This window comes from Pseudomonas sp. PDM18, from assembly GCF_014852585.1.
Taxonomy (GTDB): Bacteria; Pseudomonadota; Gammaproteobacteria; order Pseudomonadales; family Pseudomonadaceae; genus Pseudomonas.
In genome coordinates this window covers 518,627-536,271 of record NZ_JACVBX010000001.1, presented here as the reverse complement: position 1 = coordinate 536,271, position 17,645 = coordinate 518,627, and the positions used below count along the sequence as shown (strand labels likewise).

General features: G+C 63.0%; 26 protein-coding genes. 23 read left to right on the top strand and 3 right to left on the bottom strand.

Going from position 1 to position 17,645, the window contains the following annotated elements; all coding sequences use genetic code 11:
* Window positions 1–17 precede the first annotated feature (17 nt).
* Window positions 18–923 (bottom strand): XRE family transcriptional regulator, encoded by a 906-nt coding sequence (locus IB274_RS02535; protein ID WP_225614620.1) that lies wholly within the window; start codon window positions 921–923, stop codon window positions 18–20.
* Between the two features lie 11 nt (window positions 924–934).
* On the opposite strand from IB274_RS02535, the gene IB274_RS02530 reads away from it, so the two are divergent.
* The 11 genes from IB274_RS02530 (at window position 935) to IB274_RS02475 (ending at window position 7,265) form a co-directional block, all read left to right on the top strand.
* The gene (locus tag IB274_RS02530) at window positions 935–1,117 is read left to right on the top strand and encodes a hypothetical protein (RefSeq protein ID WP_192430519.1); all 183 of its coding nucleotides are present in this window, start codon (window positions 935–937) and stop codon (window positions 1,115–1,117) included.
* A gap of 65 nt (window positions 1,118–1,182) precedes the next feature.
* Entirely contained in the window at window positions 1,183–1,617 is a 435-nt protein-coding gene (locus tag IB274_RS02525) for a phage regulatory CII family protein (RefSeq protein ID WP_192430518.1), read from the top strand.
* A 59-nt stretch (window positions 1,618–1,676) separates the two neighbouring features.
* Window positions 1,677–2,411: a phage antirepressor KilAC domain-containing protein gene (locus tag IB274_RS02520; RefSeq protein ID WP_225614619.1), complete on the top strand. Its 735-nt coding sequence runs from the start codon at window positions 1,677–1,679 to the stop codon at window positions 2,409–2,411.
* A complete protein-coding gene (locus IB274_RS02515; protein WP_192430517.1) occupies window positions 2,408–3,247 on the top strand; it encodes a helix-turn-helix domain-containing protein in 840 nt (279 codons plus the stop codon). Before IB274_RS02520 ends, IB274_RS02515 begins: the two co-directional genes overlap by 4 nt.
* A 19-nt stretch (window positions 3,248–3,266) precedes the next feature.
* Entirely contained in the window at window positions 3,267–4,109 is an 843-nt protein-coding gene (locus IB274_RS02510; protein ID WP_192430516.1) for a hypothetical protein, read from the top strand.
* Window positions 4,102–4,335 (top strand): hypothetical protein, encoded by a 234-nt coding sequence (locus IB274_RS02505; protein ID WP_225614618.1) that lies wholly within the window; start codon window positions 4,102–4,104, stop codon window positions 4,333–4,335. Before IB274_RS02510 ends, IB274_RS02505 begins: the two co-directional genes overlap by 8 nt.
* A complete protein-coding gene (locus IB274_RS02500) occupies window positions 4,332–4,709 on the top strand; it encodes a Ref family recombination enhancement nuclease (RefSeq protein WP_225614617.1) in 378 nt (125 codons plus the stop codon). The genes IB274_RS02505 and IB274_RS02500 overlap by 4 nt, the downstream gene beginning before the upstream one ends.
* Window positions 4,706–5,140 carry a VRR-NUC domain-containing protein gene (locus IB274_RS02495; protein ID WP_192430515.1) on the top strand — a complete coding sequence of 145 codons (435 nt, stop codon included), beginning with the start codon at window positions 4,706–4,708 and terminating at the stop codon, window positions 5,138–5,140. Before IB274_RS02500 ends, IB274_RS02495 begins: the two co-directional genes overlap by 4 nt.
* Window positions 5,141–5,398: 258 nt before the next feature.
* A complete protein-coding gene (locus IB274_RS02490; RefSeq protein ID WP_192430514.1) occupies window positions 5,399–5,713 on the top strand; it encodes a hypothetical protein in 315 nt (104 codons plus the stop codon).
* A 9-nt stretch (window positions 5,714–5,722) separates the two neighbouring features.
* Window positions 5,723–6,097: an antiterminator Q family protein gene (locus IB274_RS02485; protein WP_192430513.1), complete on the top strand. Its 375-nt coding sequence runs from the start codon at window positions 5,723–5,725 to the stop codon at window positions 6,095–6,097.
* A 796-nt stretch (window positions 6,098–6,893) separates the two neighbouring features.
* Complete coding sequence (locus tag IB274_RS02475; RefSeq protein WP_192430511.1) at window positions 6,894–7,265, top strand: hypothetical protein; 372 nt, start codon at window positions 6,894–6,896, stop codon at window positions 7,263–7,265.
* Window positions 7,266–7,477: 212 nt separating this feature from the next.
* Here IB274_RS02475 and IB274_RS02470 read toward each other — a convergent pair whose 3' ends face one another.
* Both IB274_RS02470 and IB274_RS02465 read right to left on the bottom strand, forming a co-directional pair.
* The gene (locus IB274_RS02470; protein WP_192430510.1) at window positions 7,478–7,909 is read right to left on the bottom strand and encodes a type II toxin-antitoxin system HicB family antitoxin; all 432 of its coding nucleotides are present in this window, start codon (window positions 7,907–7,909) and stop codon (window positions 7,478–7,480) included.
* Between the two features lie 43 nt (window positions 7,910–7,952).
* Complete coding sequence (locus tag IB274_RS02465; protein WP_192430509.1) at window positions 7,953–8,132, bottom strand: type II toxin-antitoxin system HicA family toxin; 180 nt, start codon at window positions 8,130–8,132, stop codon at window positions 7,953–7,955.
* A gap of 180 nt (window positions 8,133–8,312) precedes the next feature.
* Here IB274_RS02465 and IB274_RS02460 point away from each other — a divergent pair, with 180 nt between their 5' ends.
* The 12 genes from IB274_RS02460 to IB274_RS02405 all read left to right on the top strand — a co-directional run bounded on the left by IB274_RS02460 (window position 8,313) and on the right by IB274_RS02405 (window position 17,642).
* Entirely contained in the window at window positions 8,313–8,684 is a 372-nt protein-coding gene (locus tag IB274_RS02460; RefSeq protein ID WP_192430508.1) for a hypothetical protein, read from the top strand.
* 272 nt (window positions 8,685–8,956) lie between these two features.
* Window positions 8,957–9,478 (top strand): DUF1441 family protein, encoded by a 522-nt coding sequence (locus IB274_RS02455; RefSeq protein ID WP_192430507.1) that lies wholly within the window; start codon window positions 8,957–8,959, stop codon window positions 9,476–9,478.
* On the top strand, window positions 9,456–11,567 hold the full coding sequence (locus tag IB274_RS02450; RefSeq protein ID WP_192430506.1) for a phage terminase large subunit family protein: 2,112 nt from the start codon (window positions 9,456–9,458) through the stop codon (window positions 11,565–11,567). Before IB274_RS02455 ends, IB274_RS02450 begins: the two co-directional genes overlap by 23 nt.
* Window positions 11,567–11,797, top strand: coding sequence for a phage tail protein (locus IB274_RS02445; RefSeq protein WP_192430505.1), 231 nt, complete (start codon window positions 11,567–11,569; stop codon window positions 11,795–11,797). The genes IB274_RS02450 and IB274_RS02445 overlap by 1 nt, the downstream gene beginning before the upstream one ends.
* A complete protein-coding gene (locus IB274_RS02440; RefSeq protein ID WP_192430504.1) occupies window positions 11,797–13,251 on the top strand; it encodes a phage portal protein in 1,455 nt (484 codons plus the stop codon). Before IB274_RS02445 ends, IB274_RS02440 begins: the two co-directional genes overlap by 1 nt.
* 46 nt (window positions 13,252–13,297) lie before the next feature.
* Entirely contained in the window at window positions 13,298–14,692 is a 1,395-nt protein-coding gene (locus IB274_RS02435) for a S49 family peptidase (RefSeq protein ID WP_192430503.1), read from the top strand.
* A 6-nt stretch (window positions 14,693–14,698) separates the two neighbouring features.
* Complete coding sequence (locus IB274_RS02430; RefSeq protein ID WP_192430502.1) at window positions 14,699–15,061, top strand: head decoration protein; 363 nt, start codon at window positions 14,699–14,701, stop codon at window positions 15,059–15,061.
* Window positions 15,062–15,099: 38 nt separating this feature from the next.
* On the top strand, window positions 15,100–16,095 hold the full coding sequence (locus IB274_RS02425) for a major capsid protein (protein WP_192430501.1): 996 nt from the start codon (window positions 15,100–15,102) through the stop codon (window positions 16,093–16,095).
* Window positions 16,095–16,409, top strand: a complete 315-nt coding sequence (locus tag IB274_RS02420; RefSeq protein ID WP_192430500.1) for a hypothetical protein — start codon at window positions 16,095–16,097, stop codon at window positions 16,407–16,409. The genes IB274_RS02425 and IB274_RS02420 overlap by 1 nt, the downstream gene beginning before the upstream one ends.
* A complete protein-coding gene (locus IB274_RS02415) occupies window positions 16,406–16,972 on the top strand; it encodes a phage tail protein (RefSeq protein WP_192430499.1) in 567 nt (188 codons plus the stop codon). The genes IB274_RS02420 and IB274_RS02415 overlap by 4 nt, the downstream gene beginning before the upstream one ends.
* Window positions 16,969–17,430 (top strand): hypothetical protein, encoded by a 462-nt coding sequence (locus tag IB274_RS02410; RefSeq protein WP_192430498.1) that lies wholly within the window; start codon window positions 16,969–16,971, stop codon window positions 17,428–17,430. Before IB274_RS02415 ends, IB274_RS02410 begins: the two co-directional genes overlap by 4 nt.
* Before the next feature lie 38 nt (window positions 17,431–17,468).
* Window positions 17,469–17,642 (top strand): hypothetical protein, encoded by a 174-nt coding sequence (locus IB274_RS02405; RefSeq protein WP_192430497.1) that lies wholly within the window; start codon window positions 17,469–17,471, stop codon window positions 17,640–17,642.
* The last annotated feature ends 3 nt before the right edge of the window (window positions 17,643–17,645 follow it).

The window sequence follows — 17,645 nt, the reverse complement described above, 5'->3', positions numbered from 1 at the left end:
AGTCTGGCCGGCCTTCACTAAACCAACTGCGCATTCCAAACCAGTAATACCTTGGCATGGATATAGGTCTCATCCATCCGGATGACCCTGTCCTTGTGCTGCTTGTTGTCCGAGATCATTTCGAAGTGCTCGGCATCCTGGACCTGCAGGCGCTTGATGTAGAGGTGCCCCTGCCAGGTGAAGATGAAGATCCCGTCGCCGTCGAACTCGCGAATGTTGATGTTAACGATCATCGGATCGGCGTGCTTGATCGTGGGAGCCATCGAGTGGCCCCAGCCGTACACCATCTTCAGGTGATTCGGGTCATCGAAGGTGACGCCGAGCTTGCGCAGCTGTTCCTGGCTGACCTTCACGTCGCGCAGCATTTCCGGGTAGTCGGCCGGTACTTGGCCGTTGCCCATGGCGCCGCGGATGTCGTAGTGCGCGATGCTGATCTCGTCGCCAACCGGGCCTGGCCGGGAGAAGTCTGCGACGATGACGTTCGAGCCGACGGCCGCCTGAACGTCCTCAGCGGCTGCCTGCAAGATTTGCTCGCGCGCAGCGGCGCCGAGACCCTTGCCGTGCTTCTCCAGCATTTCCAGAACCTTGGCAGCCGAGCTGGTCGGTGCCGACCCTGATCGGCTTCCTAGGGGCGCAGTGCCAACACCGGTCCATAGCCATTCGGCCGAGCAGCCGAAGGCCTTGGCGATTGCCTCTACGTTGTCGCGCCTGGGGCTTTTCGACTCGCCTTTGATGATGCGGTGTACGGTGGGCTGATTGATGCCAGCGCGGCGGGCGAGCTCTCCCTCGCTCCACTCGAGCTTCTGCATTTCGGCTTCGATCCGTTCGCCAATGTTCATGATTTCGCCAATAGAAAAACGTATTGCCCGAGTGTATTGCTCGGATCGATACGTGTGCGTATTATCACCAATACGAAAGCGCATTGGAGGTCTCCATGACCGTCAAGGAAATGATCGCCGCGCTGGTCGAGAAGGGGCTTTCGCAGAAAGCCATTGCCGACCTAGCGGGAACTACCCAGCCCACCATCCACAGGGCATCCAAAGGCGCGGGGGTCCGGTACGAGACCGGGAAGGAAATTGAGCGGCTCTACAGAGAGCGCGTTGCCTCCGCCGCCTGACCTGTAACTACAGATTGCCAGCAGCCCAGTCCGGGCTCCACGGAAAGAATCCAGAGGATTTACGAATGCAAGAGTTCCTGAGGGCGTGCCACGACGCAGTAGAGGACGCGGGGGCCAAGGAGCTGGCGGCCAAGATGGGCTTGCCCCATGTGAGCCTGCTGCAGCGCGCGAACCCGGACAACGACTCGCACAAGCTGACCATCAACCACCTGTACCAGATCCTGCTGCACACCAAGGACCTGCGCCCGCTTCAGGAGCTGGCGCATGCCTTCGGCTTCCATCTGGTGGCGCGCGAGGTGACCCCGGCGGAGTGCCTGGCGAACGCGACCTTGGCCATGGCCAGCGAAGCGGCAGACGTGACAAAGGCAGCCATCGAGGCGCTGGAGGATGGGGTGGTTACTCGGATCGAGGCGAAGCGGATCGAGCGGGAAGGGGAGGAGGCGAAGATGAAGATCGACGTCGTAATCGCCACCGCCAAGGCGAAAGCCGGGGCCCGATAAAAACAAACCCCGGCCAGGTGTGGGGACACGGCGCCGGGGTTCAGAACACAGGAGGCAGTATGCACACCACTTCTGATATCAGCAATGCCGCGCCACGTTTTCACGTTGCGCAAAACGTGGCGCGGATGACGATGACCTCGCGCGAGATCGCCGAGCTCACCGGCCGCCGCCACGACCAGGTTCTTCGCACGGCGCGGGAACTGGTAGAGCAGGGGGTTACACAATCTGTGGAGACCCCCTACATCCACGAGCAGAACGGTCAGGAGTACCCGGAACACCTGCTGTCGAAGCGGGACAGCCTGGTGCTGGTGGCGCGCCTTTCGCCGGAATTCACCGCCCGCATCGTTGATCGGTGGCAGGAGCTTGAGGCGATGCAGGCGCCTGCGCTGGCCCTGCCGAACTTCGCGAACCCGGCAGAGGCGGCTCGCGCCTGGGCTGAGCAGTTCGAACAGCGTCAGGTCGCCGAGCAGGCCCTGATGATCGCAGCACCCAAGGTTGAGTTCGTCGACCGCTATGTCGAGACCAAGGGCTCGATGGGCTTCCGTCAGGTGGCCAAGCTGCTCAAGGCGAACGAGCACCAGCTGCGCGAGATGCTGATCAAGCGGAAGGTGATGTACTACCTGAACGGCACGCTCACCGCCCACAGCAACCACATCGCCGCCGGCCGGTTCGAGACCCGGACAGGCACCAGCGAGCACAACAGCCACGCCTACACCCAGGCGCGCTTCACCACGAAGGGCGTGCAGTGGGTTGCCAGCCTCTGGGCAGAACACCAGCTGGAGCGTGGACAGTGAGCACGATCATCATGTCGGCCTGCTGGCCGCTCCAGGGCCTTACCCCTGCTCAGAAGTCTGTCCTCATCAGCCTGGCGGACAACGCGAACGACGAGGGTGTGTGCTGGCCGTCGGTGGCGAAGATCGGCGAGCGCACCTGCCTCTCCGAGCGCGCCGTGCAGCAGGCGATCAAGGTACTCAGCGAATGCAAGGTACTGCGCATCGAGGGGCGTCAGGGTCGGTCGACCATGTTCACCGTAACCCCCGCAGCATTTGCACCCCCGCAGAAAGTGCGCCCCCGCAAGAAATGCACCCCCGCAGCAAATGCACCCACCCCCGAACCTGCTGCACCCCAGCCCCCGCAGGATTTGCACCCCACCCCCGCAGCTGCTGCACCCAGAACCGTAATAGAACCGTCAGTAGAACCAACAGGGAACCTTTTGCCGGCCGATTCCGGCCAGCCGGATGACGAGGCGATGTGCCAGGAAGCCTGCCGGGCGATCTGGGCGGCGTACTCGGCGGCGTACCACACCCGCTACGGCACAGCCCCTGTCCGCAACGCCAAGGTCAACCGCAATGTTCGTGACCTGCTGAAGCGCCTGGGGGCCGAGGAAGCGCCGGCTGTCGCTGCGTACTTCGTCGGGATCAACGACGCCCGATTGATCAATGGCTGCCACAGCATCGGTGATCTGTTGGTCAAGGCGGAGGCATACCGGACCCAGTGGGCCACCGGCGCCCAGCTCAACGGCACCACTGCTCGCCAGATCGAGCAGACCCAGGCGAACGCCAACGCGGCGCTGGCCGCGGCCAAGAACCTGCGGGGCAAGGGGGAGGGCGGCAAGAATGCTTTCCTCTGACCAGAAGGCTGAGCTGGCCATGGCCATCGTAGCCACCGCTGAGGTGCTCGGGCAGCTGATGAGCGCGAAGGCGGCCGAGATGATCGCCGAAGACCTGGCAGAGCACCCTGCCGAGCTGATCGGCAACGCACTGCGCGCTTGCCGCCGTGAGCTGACCGGGAAGCTCACGCTTGCCGCGATCCTGCAGCGCGTCCACGGCGCCGACGGCCGCCCCGAGCCAAATGAGGCTTGGGCGATTGCCATGCAGTCGATGGACGAGGCCGAAACGGTCCTGATGACGCCAGAGATTCAGAAGGCCGCCGCCGCTGCTGCGCCGATCTATCAGGCCGGCGACAAGGTGGGGGCGCGCATGGCTTTCATCTCCGCCTACGAGCGATTCACCTTCGCCGCCCGCCAGACTGCGCAGCCGCTGGAATGGCAGCTATCCCTGGGGCATGACGAGGTGAGCAGGACCAGGGCAATCCAGGAGGCACGCGTGCTGGGCCGCCTCCCTGCACCGGCCGCGACCCTGCTCCTCGCGCACCACAACCTCGAGCCGGCTGGCGCTGGCGGCAGAGCCATCGCAGGGCTGCTGACTGGCGACACCGTCCAGGCACCCGCCGCGATCCGTGGCCGTCTTGCCGCCATCCGCTCGGGGCTGGAAAGCCTCAGCCGGGAGCGCGCCCAGGAGCGCCGCGCCGCCGGCATGGACATGACCGACGAGCAGCGCACCACCCTCCGCGAGAGAGGCGAGGCCAGGTCGGCACAGCTGCTCGAGGGCCTGCTCACTGCTCAGGCGCAGGCTGACCAGCTCCTCGCCGGCGAGATTACCGAAATCACCGAACGCGCCATCAGGAGCGCCCAGGAGGTACCCAATGCGTGAACTGACGCCCCTGAAGTGGCGCGCCAAGCGTAATGCCGACGGCGACCAGATCAAGGACTGCTGGATGACCGATGCCGGCTACACCGTTGCAGTCTGCCGGCTTCCGGAGACCCGCTACACGGTGACTCGCCCGGGTGGTCGCGAACCATCGTTCTACCTGGCCACCAGCGACGAGGTGGTGGCGATCATCAGGGCCGACATGGCAGCCAGCGAGGTGCCGGCATGAGCATGAAGGGTCGAAACCCTACCGCCGAGCAGAAGCGCTGGCATGACCTACTCGTTCGCGTTGTCGGTTGCGCTGCCTGCCGCTTCGGCCATGACGAGCTGAACGACCACTGCAGCATCCATCACGTCGACGGTCGCACCAAGCCCCATGCGCACTGGTACGTGCTGCCGCTGTGCGCTGGCCACCACCAGAACGGCACGGGCCCGGCTGGCTTCCCTGGCATCCCCGTCCACCCCTTCAAGGCTCAGTTCGAACAGCGTTACGGCACCCAGGCCGGTCTGCTCGCCCGCTGCGCGAAGCTGGTCGCGGAGGAGGGCCATGACGTGCCGGCTGGCTTCCTCGCCTGGCTGGATGGTCCGGAGGTGATGGCATGAAGTCTCTTCGTCCGCTGGCGCGCAGTCCGCGCCCCCTTCGTCAGCCGAAGATCGACTGGGAGGGCAAGGAGCAGGCTGCCCTCTTCGCCATCCTCGCGGTGAAGCACCCAGAGGTGGCTCGCCTCGCTTTCCACGTTCCGAATGGTGGCCATCGCCACATCAAGGTTGCCGCCGAGATGAAGCGCCAGGGCGTTAAGGCTGGCGTCAGCGACATCATCCTGCCTATGGCGCGCGGAGGTTGGTTCGGCCTCTTCATCGAGTTCAAGGCAGCTCCGCCGAACGACTCCCGGGTCTCACCAGAGCAGAACGCTTTCCTTCTCCGCATGGAGCAGCAGGGCTACTACGCCACCGTTTGCCGCGGGATCGATGAGGCCTTGCGCGTGATTGAGCAATACCTGGCGCTGCCCAGGACGGAGGCGGTGAAGTGCTGACGCATAGCGAACTCGAGGCAATGAGCTCCGATCAGCTGGCAGCTCTTGGTGATGACCTTGCTGCCCGCTGGCGCCAGAACTTACGGGCCGAGATCGCTGCCGGTGGCACGGTGAGCAAGTCGTTGCGGGGTGGCACGAAGCGGCGCATCACGCGCGTTGCCAAGCCGAATCGCCAACGTCAGGAGAAGTTACGCGAGGAGGGCAGAGCGCTCAGTCGTGACTCAGAGATGGTTCGAGCAGAAGTGCGGAGGAGGGCGGATGCAGAAAAAGCACGGGCCTGATTTCAAGCGCGCGGTCATCCAGGTTGAAACCTGCAAGGTCTGCCGCGGTGCGGCGGTCACCCAGGGCATCAGTTACGAGCTGCCGTGCGATGGATGTTCCGGTGTTGGATGGGTGGCGAGAGGTGGTGTTGAGGCGCCAATAGAAGACATCGCCCGAGCGCTCGGTATTCGTGCTGCTAAGGCAGAGCGATCGCTGGCGGAGCGGGCGCATATCGGAAGGCTGTCTGGCGGACGCGACAGCAAATGGAACAACGGCAAGGGCCCAGGCGGCTCGCATTTCACTGGGGACTGAGGGGGAAAGATGAAGATCAAAGCGACCGAGTTCCTGATGGAGCAGTACGGCCTCTGGGTCTGGCGGGACAACGGCGTGCCGCGCTGCGCCTCGCCCTTGCTGGCGATCATGTTGCGCAACCCGGCGAACGAGAAGCGGTTCAAGTCGCCTGACCTGCTGATCAGCGATGACCGAGCTCTGAAGGTGGATGGATTCCTAGCCAGCCTGGTGAAGGATGATCCCGAGGTCGTAGAGAGCATGACCTACTACTTCGTCCATGGGCTCACCTATCGCGAGGTTGGCGACCGCATGAGCCGTAGCTACGCAGACGCGCGGATGCTCGTCCGAGCAGGTCTCTCGGCGATCACGGCGTGTTTCCTGATGGAGGAGCGGAAGGCGGCCTGAATAAATATCCAGACTGGATGTATTGACAGTGATAATCAGCGGAAGTAGAGTTTGCGGCATATTGCGGTTTTGCCGCTTCGGCGAACCTTCGCACGACATACAGCCCGACCAGTGAGTCGGGCTTTTTCTTTTTGACCCATATAGCTTACCGAAATTACGATATGTTTTTTCTTGAATCTCCCGTTCAATATGGATATATGAAGAGGAGCGCAATAAGGAGGTTCGCATGGGCAGTTTTAGAATTGGTGACGTAGTTCGTTACAAAGCAGGCAGCATGGAAATGACGGTGACTAAGACCGGGCCTATTGCTGTTGGTGGTGTGCCGATTGGCGTGACCAGCCGAGGCCTCCAGACGACTTCCAGTACCTCTAGAAATGACCTCGTCGTCTGCAAGTGGTTTGAAAAGGGCGAGGCCTGCACGCGAAAGTATCAGGTCGCTCATTTGGAGCTGGTGCGCGGCGCTGAGAGCCACCAAATCTCAGAGGGGCAGCTAGTACGTCTCGCTTCAGGTGGACCCGCGATGCTTGTACTCCAGACAGGACCTATGGAAGTCGGCGGCATGTCGATGGCGAGCTTAAGAACTGGCCTTACTAAGATTCCTGGCTCTGTAAGAAATGATCTTGCAGGCTGTGAATGGGAACACGGTAGAGAGCGAAAACGTGCGCGATTTGAACTAGCGACACTAGTTCCAGCCTAAATCCTCAACTGACACTGCTTGTCCGCAGAGTGTCAGCAGAAGCCTGGCCCCGCGCCGGGTTTTCTGTAATCGCTGTTCGACCGATAGAAGGAACTGGTCATGTGGGATTGGGAACTTGTTCGGCGACTGCTGCAGCAGGCCGAGAAGGTAGGCGAGTTCTACTCACCCGGGATGGTCGCAACCGACTATCACCGCAACCTTGTCGATACAGCCGCTGATTCGACTCCTGATTTGGATGACTTGCTCGCCGAAGCAGAGGCCGCAACGCAGGCACTTCGAGCGGCGGATTGCATGCGAGTCGGTTTCTTGAGCGATACGGAGTCGCCATCGCTTGGATCGTCTGTCCTCACTCCGCTCGGAGAGGAGCTGTATCAACGGCTGTCGAGTCGTCGTGGCGTCGAGGTCTTCCAGTCGATGCAAGCTGACATCTCTCGTGGAGAGATTGAGCGAATCCTGCACCAGTTGAGGTAGCAGATCGCTAGACGAAAAGCCCGGCTCTCGCCGGGCTTTGTCTCAAGGGAATCGAGCATAGATGCTTCGAAGAGACTCCTTGTCTTTCCTAAGTTGGCTCGCGCGCGTCGGATCACTTTTCCAGCATCCGCGCATCTGCTCGTCCTTCACCTGAATCATCTCCTGGATAAATCGCTTCAGGTCTAGCTGATCTTGCGGCGATAACGGAGTCATCAGGCTGCGGCCTTGATGCTGACGGCTAAGCGAAGGCCCAGAGCCGCGAGTGCGGCTTCAAGCTGTTCCATTTTGGACGTGTGAAGGAAGTCCACCAGGCGGTCGCCTTGGGTCTGGGCTACACCCAACAGCCTGCAAAGGTCGGCCTTGCGCATAGTGCGTTTCACCATCTCGTTCCACAGAGCGATCTTGGCCACGGTCACCGCCGGGAGGTGAACGACGTGCTCGCCGGCTTGCGGCCTGCTCGCTTCTGGGATCGCCTGGCGTTGGTCTACATAGATCGACAAGGTGGTCTCGATGGCGTCTAGAGCCTCGCGAACAGCATGCTCTTTGTCATCGCCGAAGCTGTTCAGCTCGGGCAGATCGCGGCAGAAAACGGCAACGCCAGGAGCGCTGTCGTCCTGTTCGAATCGGATTGCGTAATCGTACATAGCTGTCCCCTATCTGGGTGACGAAGTTCATCAGAGGGGGCTCTTAGAGCCCCAGTTGCTTGATGATCGCCTTGCGGGTTGGTTCAGGCATTTCCTTGGCGCCGTGGTCCGCGAAGGTCGTTGTCTTGCCGTTCGGGGCGGTGATCTTGAAGTGGCTTCCTTTGCCTGCTTCGAAGGTCACCCCTTGGGCCTTCAACCATCTTCTGAATTCGCTGAACTTCATCACCTCGTCTCATTCGTTGTTGATGGGGGCTAGATTACCACACATTTGTGGTAATACAACAGATTTGTTGTGTCTAGGTGCGCGCTACTTGCGCCTTTGCCCGCAGCACGCGCGGGCCTTTCTATTCACGTAGTGCCAGGGCTGGCCAAGCCTGGGGACACCCTCATGAGGAATCACACCATGACCGAGCCGGCCTCGACTGCAGTTGGCGGGATCGCGCTCTATAAGCTCGGAGCCTTTGGCTTCTTCGCCATTCTCGCCGCCATCCTGGTGATGGCTATGACCTTGCCCAAGACGGTACGAGAGTTCGTCGTGGCCATGACCTGCACCGTGGTATCGAGCATGTGCGGCGGGGCGTTCGTGGTCCGCTGGTTCGACCTCGGGAGCTGGGTGCAGGATGACGTCGGCATGATCGCCATCTGCGGGATCATCTTCGTCTGCGGCCTGCCTGCATGGGTGATCGTCCGCGCATGGTTCGCCTGGAGCGAGGCGCGCAAGGGCGTCGGCCTGCCCGACCTCGCGAAGGAGTTCCGCGAGCGGACGGGACTTTGACGCACCATTGTGGTGCGACGGCGGGGACCCTGGCCCACCCCCCACCCCCACGGGGGAGGCGTCGAGCCGCGCGGTAAGGCAGAATTTTTCGATTTTTAGGATGCTCCACCACAGGCCTTCTCGTGATTCGCTACAGGCCCCGTCGTTTGGGGGCTGCAGCGATTCTCCGCAAGTGGGCAGGGTGAGCATTTTGCCTCGCACCGATGTACAGGGTGAACGTCACACACGAATCGCTGTAAGCCCCGTCGCTGCTGGGCTGAATAGGAGTCTTCATGAGTGTGACCCTTGTACATTCGGGGGCGCGCTTGTGGTCCATCAGCGCACTGGCGGAGGAGTTCGGCGTCGATCGCCGGACGGTGAAGCGCCGCGTGGAGGGCATTCCGCCCGCTGGCGAGACCAACGGCCACCCCGCCTGGCGTCTTCGGGACGTTGCCGTCGCGGTGATGGGCGCGCAGGTCGCCGACGACCCCGAGGGGTATGACCCCGACAAGCTTCACCCCACTGACCGGCTGAGCCACTACCGCGCTGAACGGGAGAAGATTCGGTGGGAAGCGGAGCAGCGCATCAGCATCCCGGCCCCGGAGGTCGAGCGCGTGGTGGCGAGCGCGTTCAAAGCGCTCTCCCAGGGACTCGACACGATCCCCGACGTGCTGGAGAACGATTGCGCTCTCGGCGCCGCAGAAGTCGAGCGCACGATTGAGGTCATCGACGGAATCCGTGAGGGGCTCTATCAGCAGCTCATCGAGCTCTGCGACATGATGGAAGTGAACGATGATGCACGCGAGCCCAGCTAACATCGTCCGCAACATCGCCGAGCTGATTCGACCACCGCGCAGGGTCTCGGTCAGCCAAGCCGCCGAAGAGCATCTGGTGCTTAACGAACCGGGCGGCTATCAGGGCAAGTTCACCCTGGACGTCGCACCGTACATGCGCGAACCGATGGACCTGAAGGCCAGCCGCCGTTTCGAGGGTGTGGTCTTCGTCGGGCCGGCGCGATCGCTGAAGACGCAGGCGCTTGTCGACGGGGGCATGGCCTACACCATCACGTCGGACCCAGGGGACGCGCTCATCGTGCAGATGAGCCAGGAGTCAGCGCGCGATTTCTCGCGCACCAGGGTCGACCGCGCCATTCGCCACAGCCCGGCATTGAAGGCCCGACTCTCGGCGGGGCGCGCGGACGACAACGTCTTCGACAAGTTCTTCAAGACCGGCCAGGTGTTGAAGATCGGCTGGCCCGCAGTGTCGCAGGTTTCGTCGAAGTCTATCCGCTGGGTAGACGTCACCGACTACGACCGCATCGTCGACGACATCGAGGGGGAGGGCAGCCTGTGGTCGCTCGCTCTCAAGCGAACTCAGACCTTCAAGTCGCGCGGCATGTGCTGCGCGGAGTCATCGCCAGGCCGCGAGATCACCGATCCCACTTGGCGCAAGCAAACGCCGCATGAGGCTCCGCCTTGCACTGGCATCATTGGCTTGTACAACACTGGCGACCGCCGCCGCTGGTACTGGGCGTGTCCGTCCTGCGGTGAGTACAGCGAGCCTGAGCCGGGTATCAGCTCCTTCGCGCTTCCGAGCTTCGAGGAGCTAAAAGAGACCATTCGCAGTGCCGACCTGATGAAGCTTGCGGCGCGTAGCGCCTACTTCAGTTGTCCGCACTGCGGTGACTTGATCAGTGAGAAGCACAAGCGTGAGATGAACCGCAGTGGCCGCTGGCTGATTGAAGGTCAGCGGATCAGCCGCGGCGGTGAGATATCCGGCGAGGCCCGCCAGAGCAAGATGGCCAGCTTCTGGTTGGGTGGCATGCCGGCAGCTTTCCAGAGCTGGGAGTCGATTTGCCTGCGCTATCTGGAGGGCGTGCACGCCTACGTCACCACCGGTGACGAGACCAAGCTGAAGGGCACAACGAACCTCGACCAGGGCGCGCCCTACATGCCGCAGCGCTCAGAGTCTGTTCGATCGGCCGATGTGCTGATCGATCGCCGAGAGGAGGTGGTTAAGCACCAGATTCCCGAGGGCGTCCGCTTCATCGTTCCCTCAGTGGACGTCCAGGCCGGCGGCAAACCGCGCTTCGTCGTTCAGGTCCACGGCTACGGGGCGCATGGCGAAGAGTGGCTGGTCGATCGATACAACATCCGCACCAGCCGGCGCAAAGGGGAGGACGGGGAGCCGCTGCCGGTCGATCCGTCTGCCTACCTGGAAGACTGGGAGCTCCTGATCAGCGACGTCATGCAGAAGGCCTACCCGCTGTCCGACGGCAGCGGGCGCGCCATGCTGCCGGCGCTAGTGGTATGCGACTCGGGTGGTAAGGCAGGCGTTACCGAGAAGGCCTACGACTTCTACCGCAAACTCAAGCGGCGCAGCCTCCACCGGCAGTTCATGCTCGTGAAGGGGGGGAGCCAAGCCAACGCGCCGCGCTTGCGCGAGAGCTACCCAGACAGCGAGCGGAAGGACCGGAAGGCCAAGGCTCGGGGGGAAATCCCGGTGTGGCTGTTGAACACCACTCTGCTGAAGGATGCGGTGAACAACGACCTGCAGCGGGCGAAACCCGGTCCCGGCTACGTCCATTTGCCTGAGTGGCTGGGGGAGTGGTGGTTTGAAGAGCTGACCTGCGAGGTGCGCAAGACCCAGCGCTGGGAGAAGCCCTCCAAGGGCGCCAACGAGGCGTTTGACCTGTTCTGCTATTCCCGAGCCGGCGCGATCAAGCTGGGCTTGGAGCAGATGGACTGGGAGCGGCCGAAGCCGTTTGCCAGGCCTTGGGACGAAAACCCACACGTCCACCAGGTGAATGACGTTGAGGTGGTCAAGCCCCGGCCTCTGGAACCACCAGCCAAACCAATCAAGAAAACCGCCACCCGCAGGGTGCGAATGCAGGTGTCCCGCTGATGGCATACACGAAAGATCACCTCGCCCAGGTCGAACAGGCGATCGTGGACCTGGCGCGAGGTGAGCGCGTGGTCGAGGTTCGCTTCGGCCCCAACGATTCCACCCGCTATGCAACGGCTGAACTGCCGCAGCTCCTCGAGCTTCGCGACACGATCAAGGCCGAGGTCCTAGCCGCTGGTAATGGCCGGAGAATCCGCGGCTACCGACTGAACCACTCCAGGGGGCTGTGATGGATGAATTCGAAACCCTGGCAAATCGTGGCTTTCAAATCGATGGCCAGCCGCTGAAGCCGCAGGCGAACTACGACGCGGCGAGCTCGGGCCGCCGGCTGAAGAGCTGGACGCCCGGAAGTGCAGGCCCCACGCGGTCGGTCATCAGCCACCTGAGTACGGTGCGCTCTCGCTCTCGCGATGCGGTCCGGAACAATGGCTGGATCGCCAACGGGGTCGGCAACTGGACCGCGAACGAGATCGGCACCGGCATCAAGCCGCGCTCGGCCTGCAAGGATCGCGAGTTCGCTGCGATGGCCAACGATCTGTGGGAGAACACCTTCCGCCAGGCCGCTGACTTCGACGAGCAGCTCGACGTTTACGGCCTGATGGCCCTGGCCGTGCGTTCCCGCAAGGAAGCCGGGGAAATCTTCGTTAAGCGGCACCACCTGCCGCTCAACGGCCGGATGGTGCCCATCCAGTTCCAACTCATCGAGGGCGACCAGGTTCCGCACAACCTCAACGAGGTGCGCGGCGAGAGCGAAATTGTGGCAGGCGTCGAGTTCCGGGGCGGCAAGCGCCATGCGTACTGGATGTACCCGCGCCATCCCAGCGACACCTCGACAGGGATGACTCAGCCAGTACCGGTTCCGGCAAGCCAGGTGGCGCACCACTTCGCTCCCCTGCGGCCCGGTCAGGTGCGCGGAATCGCCGAGACCGTCCAGGCGCTGATCAAGGCGCGGGACTTCGACGAGTACGACGACGCCGAGTTGACGCGCAAGAAGACCCGCGCGGACTACACCGGTGTGATCACGCGGCAGCAGTACGACGAGGAAGATTTCAAGTTCGATCCCTTTACTGGTGAGCCACTGGGCGACGACGGCGGTGTTCCAGTAGTGAACATGCAGCCGGGATCCTTCCCTGCTTTGATGCCGGGCGAAGAGATCAAACTCTTCGACGGCGACCAGGGCGGAAACTACGGCGATTTCATGCGGCAACAGCTGCTCGGTGTCGCTGCGTCGATGGGCGGTATTCCCTACGAGCTGCTGTCCGGCGACATGCGCAACGTCAACGACCGAATCCTGCGGGCGATCCTCAACGAGTATCACCGTCGAGTTGAGCAGTATCAGTGGCTCTACACCATTCCACAGCTATGCCAGTGGATGTGGGAGAGCTTCATCGACGCCGCAGTGCTCGCAGGCCTGTTGCGCGCCCCTGATTTCGCCACGCGGCGAGACGACTACGTCGCCTGCTCCTGGCGGCCGCAGGCCTGGCGCTACTTGCACCCGGTGCAGGATGCCCAGGGCGAGCTGATGCTGATTGCTGGTGGTCTGGGCTCTCGAGAGGCCGCCGCGGCCGATCGCGGTTATGACGTCGAGGAGATCGACATGCAGAACCGGCGCGACGCTGACCGAGCGGAACGACTGGGGCTCAGCTACAGCCACGACCCCATACCGGTGAAGGACGAGCAATAACCACCCAGGCCCGCGATTGCGGGCCTTCTTCATTCTGGAGCACTACATGTCGAAATCGACCTCCTTGCTGGCTCGGCTCTTCAGCCGTGGTCAGGGCGGCCCGCTGGTGTCGCAGATCTACTCCCGCGCCATCAACCGGCCTTTGCTGGTCGAGCCGGGCATGGCAGAAACCCTGATCGACGGCTGGCTGCATGGTCGCGTCGACGCTGGCCCCGCCGGCGAGCCCCGCGAGGTGATGGAGAAGGTTGGGCACATCGCAGTGCTGGACGTCTCCGGGCCGTTGGTCTCGCGTCTGGCCGAAGCGCCCGCCTGTGGCGCCGCCCCAGTCAGCTACGAAGGCCTGATGCTCGCCTTCGATGACCTGGAGGCCGACGCCAACATCACTCACGTCGTGCTTCGGATGGAGACGCCCGGCGGCGAGGCCGCTCAGCTGTTCGACACCACTGACCGCATGGTGGAGCTGCGCAAGACCAAGACCCTCATCGCGATGGTCGACGACTACGCCTATTCGGGCGGCTACGGCCTGGCTGCAGCCTGCTCCGAAATCTGGCTAACCCGCACCGGTGGCGTCGGCAGTGTCGGCGTGGTGATCGGGCACAAGGACGTTTCCGAGAAGAACGCCAAGGAAGGGGTGAAGTGGACCTACGTCCACTCCGGCGCCATGAAGGTTGCCGGCAACCCGAACGAGCCGCTCTCCGACTCTGCGCGCACCTTCATGCAGGCGGAGTCCGATCGCATCCACGAACTGTTCACCAGCAGCGTGGCGGCGTACCGCGGCATGGATGTCTCTGCAGTGCGGGGCACCGAGGCTGGCTTGTTCTTCGGGCAGGCTGCCATCGACGCCGGCCTGGCGGATCACCTGGGCACCTTTCGTGAATTGATGGCTGAGCTGCAGGGCGGTACCTACACCCGCCGCCGAGCCTCCATGCAATCGGGCACTGCGGCCGGCGTCACCGCGCAAGAGCCTGAGAAAGAGAACGACGAAGAGTCCGCCAGCACGGCTGAAAGCGAGGGCGCAGCGGTCGACGATGATGCCGCTGGCGCTGCAGCCGCTGCTGCGGCGGCTCAAGAGCAGGCGGCTGCAGAAGCCGCAGCAAATCAGCCTCTCGACCCTGCTCTCCTAGCGGAGCAGTGCGCCTCCGCAGGCCTCGGCGACATGACCTCGTTGGCGATCCGCGAAAAGTGGACTGCGTCTCAGATGACTGCAGCTGCCGACGGCGCCAAGGAGATCCGCAACCTGTGCACCGCCGCCGGCATGCCTCAGTTGGCCACCGGCTACATCAACGCCCGAACGGGTGTCGAGGTGGTGCGCCAGGAACTGGCGAGCCGCCTGGAAGGCGGCTCCAAGATCAGCAGCCGCCAACAAGCGGATGCCAATACCGGGGCGTCTGCCTCCGGCTCCATCTATGCCGCGACCTACAAGCGGCGCAACGCGAGGTAAGAAGAGATGCCCGTACTGAATGAATCCCGCCGCGCCGGCGACTTCGTGCTTTCCGAAGCCAACGGCAACCTGTCGCGCGACTCGATCGTCATCGACACCGGCGTGCACCTGCCCGGCACCGTGCTCGGCAAGGTCACCGCCACCGGCAAACACGTCGCACTTGCGCCGGCCGCCACCGATGGCAGCCAGAACGCTGCCGCGGTCCTGCGCGCCCACGCGGACGCCACCGTTGGCGACGTCAACGCTGTGGGCTACACCCGCCTGGCCGAAGTCCGCGCCGACTTGCTCGTTTGGCCCGTCGGCATCAGCGACGAAGACAAAACCGAAGCGCTCCAGGTACTGGCCGGCGCGTTCATCCTCGCGCGCTGATCCCGCCGCGACCTGCACCCTTTCAGGAGACCGTTTACATGGCCCATATGGACATCTTCAACAACGACGCTTTCAGCGTTGCGTCCCTCACTGCCGCCATCAACCAGCAGGACTATCAGCCCGGTCGCATCGGCGCGCTGGGCCTGTTCCAGGAAGAAGGCGTCACCACCACCACCGTCACCATCGAGTACAACAAGGGCAAGATTTCCCTCGTCCCGGTTGCACAACGCGGCCAACCGGTGAAGCCGGCAGAGCGTGATGCCCGTTCGCTGCGCTCCTTCACCGTGCCGCATCTGAAAGTGGGCGATTCGCTGCTCGCCGACACCATCCAGAACCTGCGCGCCTTCGGCAGCGAAAGCGAGCTGGAGGCGGTGCAAAACGTCGTGAGCCAGCGCCTGGCGAAGTTCGGCCGCGATCTCGAGACCACCCTCGAATTCCACCGTATCGGCGCGATCAAGGGCCTGATCCTGGATGCCGACGGTGTGAGCGTCATCTACGACCTCTACGACGAGTTCGGCATTGACCAGACCGTCGTTTCCCTCGCCCTGGGCAACGCTGGTACCAACGTCCGCGGCAAGGTCATGGAGGCGAAGCGCAAGTCGGAAGACGCGCTGGGTGCCGCGATGGTGACCGGCTACCGCGCATTCTGTGGCTCCAGCTTCTTCGACGATTTCACTGACCACGCCAAGGTGGTCAAGGCCTGGGAGCGCTACAACGAGGGCGAGATGCTGCGCAACGATGTGCGCGGCGGCTTCCTCTTCGCCGACGTGCTGTGGGAGGAGTACCGCGGCAAGGTGGGCAGCGAGGCCTTCATCGGTCCGGACGAAGCCTACCTGGTGCCGGAAGGCGTCGCCGACCTGTTCATCACCCGCAACGCACCGGCGGACTACATGGAGACCGTCAACACCCTGGGCCTCCCGCTGTACTCCCGCCAGGAGCCGCTGCCGATGAATCGCGGCGTCGAGCTGGAAGCGCAGAAGAACCCGCTGAACCTCTGCACCCAGCCGGCGGCGATCATCAAGCTGACCAAGTGATGGACCGGCGGCAGCTGAAGGCTCGGGCGGCGCGGGACATCCTGCGCCGCCTCGGCGAAATCGAACGCGGCCGCTACCACGACTCCACCCAGGCACCAGTCGACGACCTGCAGCTGATCCTGCTGCATGACGTCGAGCGGGTGGGGCCGGATGGCGTGCTTTCCATTGACCAGACGCAGATCAGTGTCCTTGCAGAAGAGCTGGAGAAGGTCCGCCGAGAAGGCATCTTCACCGTGTGCGGCAAGCGCTGGGTCGTGCTCGAGCAGGTCCGCAACGACGGAACCATCGTCACCGCGGCGGTGAGGTCAGCATGAGTGGAGTTAAGGTCAGCCTGTCAGGCCTCAAGGAACAGTTGAGTCGCCTGGATGAGGTCCCGAAGAAGATCAACCGCGCTGCCCTGATGGCTCTGAACGACACCGGGGAAACATTGCGCGCCCAGATCCTTAAGGAGATGGGCGAAACGGTGAACATCAAGCGGCCAGTTCTGCGAGACCGGGTCCGCCTCACCAAGGCCCGCCGCATCGCCGACGCCGTGCGGATCTGGGCGCTGAAGCGGGGTCTGGTGCTAAGCCACTTCCCTCACAAGCAGATGTACCGCACCCGGAAGAAAGGGAAGCGCGTTCGAGCTGGCATCCGCGTCAATGTCGGCGGTACGGAGAAGAACCTGCCAGGTGCATTCATCGTGCCGTCAATGGGCTCGTCGAAGACCGACGGCCTGATCGCTCGACGCACTGGCAAAGACCGCCTCCCGATCGAAGTCCTCTACGGCCCCTCTCCATCGCAAATACTTAATACCCGTCTTCCGGACTATCGGGAGGAAGGGGAGCGGGTACTGCGTCGCGAGGTGCTTCGACAGCTTGAGCGAGCAGACCTGTGAACACGAACCCTCTCAACCAGGCCGACCAGGCTCTGCGGGACCGGCTGGCGCAGATCACCCCGTCAAACGGCTACTTCACCGATGTCGGCACGAGAGTTCGCTTCGGCTTCGCTCAGCAGGTCATCGACGACGAAGAGGCGGCCTATCCAACCATCGTCATTCAGCCTGACGAAACGCCGCCGCCGACGCTGGGTGCTACCCAGTGGGCAGTACAGCTCGGGCGAAAGGTCATCGCTCTTGCCGACCCGAGTGATCCCGACGAGACGCTGGCAACTCTCAACGACGTTTTTGCCGATCTTCTGCGCGCCTTGATGGTGCCGGAGGGGACCGTCAAGCCGTGGGGTAGTAGGGGGCCTTACAAGGTCACCTTCAAAGCTTCAAATCAGCTCCTCCCAGACACCGAACTTCCCAAGGGCGTGGTGGCGATCCCGCTGCTGCTCTGGGTTGTACTCGGCTGAATCTGCCAACCGCACCAACCATCAGGAGAAGCTCACCGATGAGCGAAGAGAAAGCCGTGCAGCTGGTCGAGGTCAAACTCGCCGGCGAGCACACCCACAAGGGCGTCGCCTACAAGGCCGGCGACAAGATCAAGGTAACCCCGCGCCAGAAGGCTTTCCTCGAGGAAACCAAGAAGGTCGATGGTGCCACCCACACTGTGAAGGAGGCCTAACCC

What these genes read in the sequence shown, in the direction of transcription:
- IB274_RS02475 (WP_192430511.1), top strand. Translation starts at nt 6,894, where the DNA reads ATGTGGGATTGGGAACTTGTTCGGCGACTGCTGCAGCAGGCCGAGAAG.
- IB274_RS02525 (WP_192430518.1), top strand. Translation starts at nt 1,183, where the DNA reads ATGCAAGAGTTCCTGAGGGCGTGCCACGACGCAGTAGAGGACGCGGGG.
- IB274_RS02505 (WP_225614618.1), top strand. Translation starts at nt 4,102, where the DNA reads ATGCGTGAACTGACGCCCCTGAAGTGGCGCGCCAAGCGTAATGCCGAC.
- IB274_RS02535 (WP_225614620.1), bottom strand. Translation starts at nt 923, where the DNA reads ATGCGCTTTCGTATTGGTGATAATACGCACACGTATCGATCCGAGCAA.
- IB274_RS02440 (WP_192430504.1), top strand. Translation starts at nt 11,797, where the DNA reads ATGGATGAATTCGAAACCCTGGCAAATCGTGGCTTTCAAATCGATGGC.
- IB274_RS02465 (WP_192430509.1), bottom strand. Translation starts at nt 8,132, where the DNA reads ATGAAGTTCAGCGAATTCAGAAGATGGTTGAAGGCCCAAGGGGTGACC.
- IB274_RS02405 (WP_192430497.1), top strand. Translation starts at nt 17,469, where the DNA reads ATGAGCGAAGAGAAAGCCGTGCAGCTGGTCGAGGTCAAACTCGCCGGC.
- IB274_RS02425 (WP_192430501.1), top strand. Translation starts at nt 15,100, where the DNA reads ATGGCCCATATGGACATCTTCAACAACGACGCTTTCAGCGTTGCGTCC.
- IB274_RS02445 (WP_192430505.1), top strand. Translation starts at nt 11,567, where the DNA reads ATGGCATACACGAAAGATCACCTCGCCCAGGTCGAACAGGCGATCGTG.
- IB274_RS02450 (WP_192430506.1), top strand. Translation starts at nt 9,456, where the DNA reads ATGATGCACGCGAGCCCAGCTAACATCGTCCGCAACATCGCCGAGCTG.
- IB274_RS02420 (WP_192430500.1), top strand. Translation starts at nt 16,095, where the DNA reads ATGGACCGGCGGCAGCTGAAGGCTCGGGCGGCGCGGGACATCCTGCGC.
- IB274_RS02430 (WP_192430502.1), top strand. Translation starts at nt 14,699, where the DNA reads ATGCCCGTACTGAATGAATCCCGCCGCGCCGGCGACTTCGTGCTTTCC.
- IB274_RS02510 (WP_192430516.1), top strand. Translation starts at nt 3,267, where the DNA reads ATGGCCATCGTAGCCACCGCTGAGGTGCTCGGGCAGCTGATGAGCGCG.
- IB274_RS02530 (WP_192430519.1), top strand. Translation starts at nt 935, where the DNA reads ATGACCGTCAAGGAAATGATCGCCGCGCTGGTCGAGAAGGGGCTTTCG.
- IB274_RS02415 (WP_192430499.1), top strand. Translation starts at nt 16,406, where the DNA reads ATGAGTGGAGTTAAGGTCAGCCTGTCAGGCCTCAAGGAACAGTTGAGT.
- IB274_RS02470 (WP_192430510.1), bottom strand. Translation starts at nt 7,909, where the DNA reads ATGTACGATTACGCAATCCGATTCGAACAGGACGACAGCGCTCCTGGC.
- IB274_RS02500 (WP_225614617.1), top strand. Translation starts at nt 4,332, where the DNA reads ATGAGCATGAAGGGTCGAAACCCTACCGCCGAGCAGAAGCGCTGGCAT.
- IB274_RS02495 (WP_192430515.1), top strand. Translation starts at nt 4,706, where the DNA reads ATGAAGTCTCTTCGTCCGCTGGCGCGCAGTCCGCGCCCCCTTCGTCAG.
- IB274_RS02460 (WP_192430508.1), top strand. Translation starts at nt 8,313, where the DNA reads ATGACCGAGCCGGCCTCGACTGCAGTTGGCGGGATCGCGCTCTATAAG.
- IB274_RS02435 (WP_192430503.1), top strand. Translation starts at nt 13,298, where the DNA reads ATGTCGAAATCGACCTCCTTGCTGGCTCGGCTCTTCAGCCGTGGTCAG.
- IB274_RS02455 (WP_192430507.1), top strand. Translation starts at nt 8,957, where the DNA reads ATGAGTGTGACCCTTGTACATTCGGGGGCGCGCTTGTGGTCCATCAGC.
- IB274_RS02485 (WP_192430513.1), top strand. Translation starts at nt 5,723, where the DNA reads ATGAAGATCAAAGCGACCGAGTTCCTGATGGAGCAGTACGGCCTCTGG.
- IB274_RS02490 (WP_192430514.1), top strand. Translation starts at nt 5,399, where the DNA reads ATGCAGAAAAAGCACGGGCCTGATTTCAAGCGCGCGGTCATCCAGGTT.
- IB274_RS02520 (WP_225614619.1), top strand. Translation starts at nt 1,677, where the DNA reads ATGCACACCACTTCTGATATCAGCAATGCCGCGCCACGTTTTCACGTT.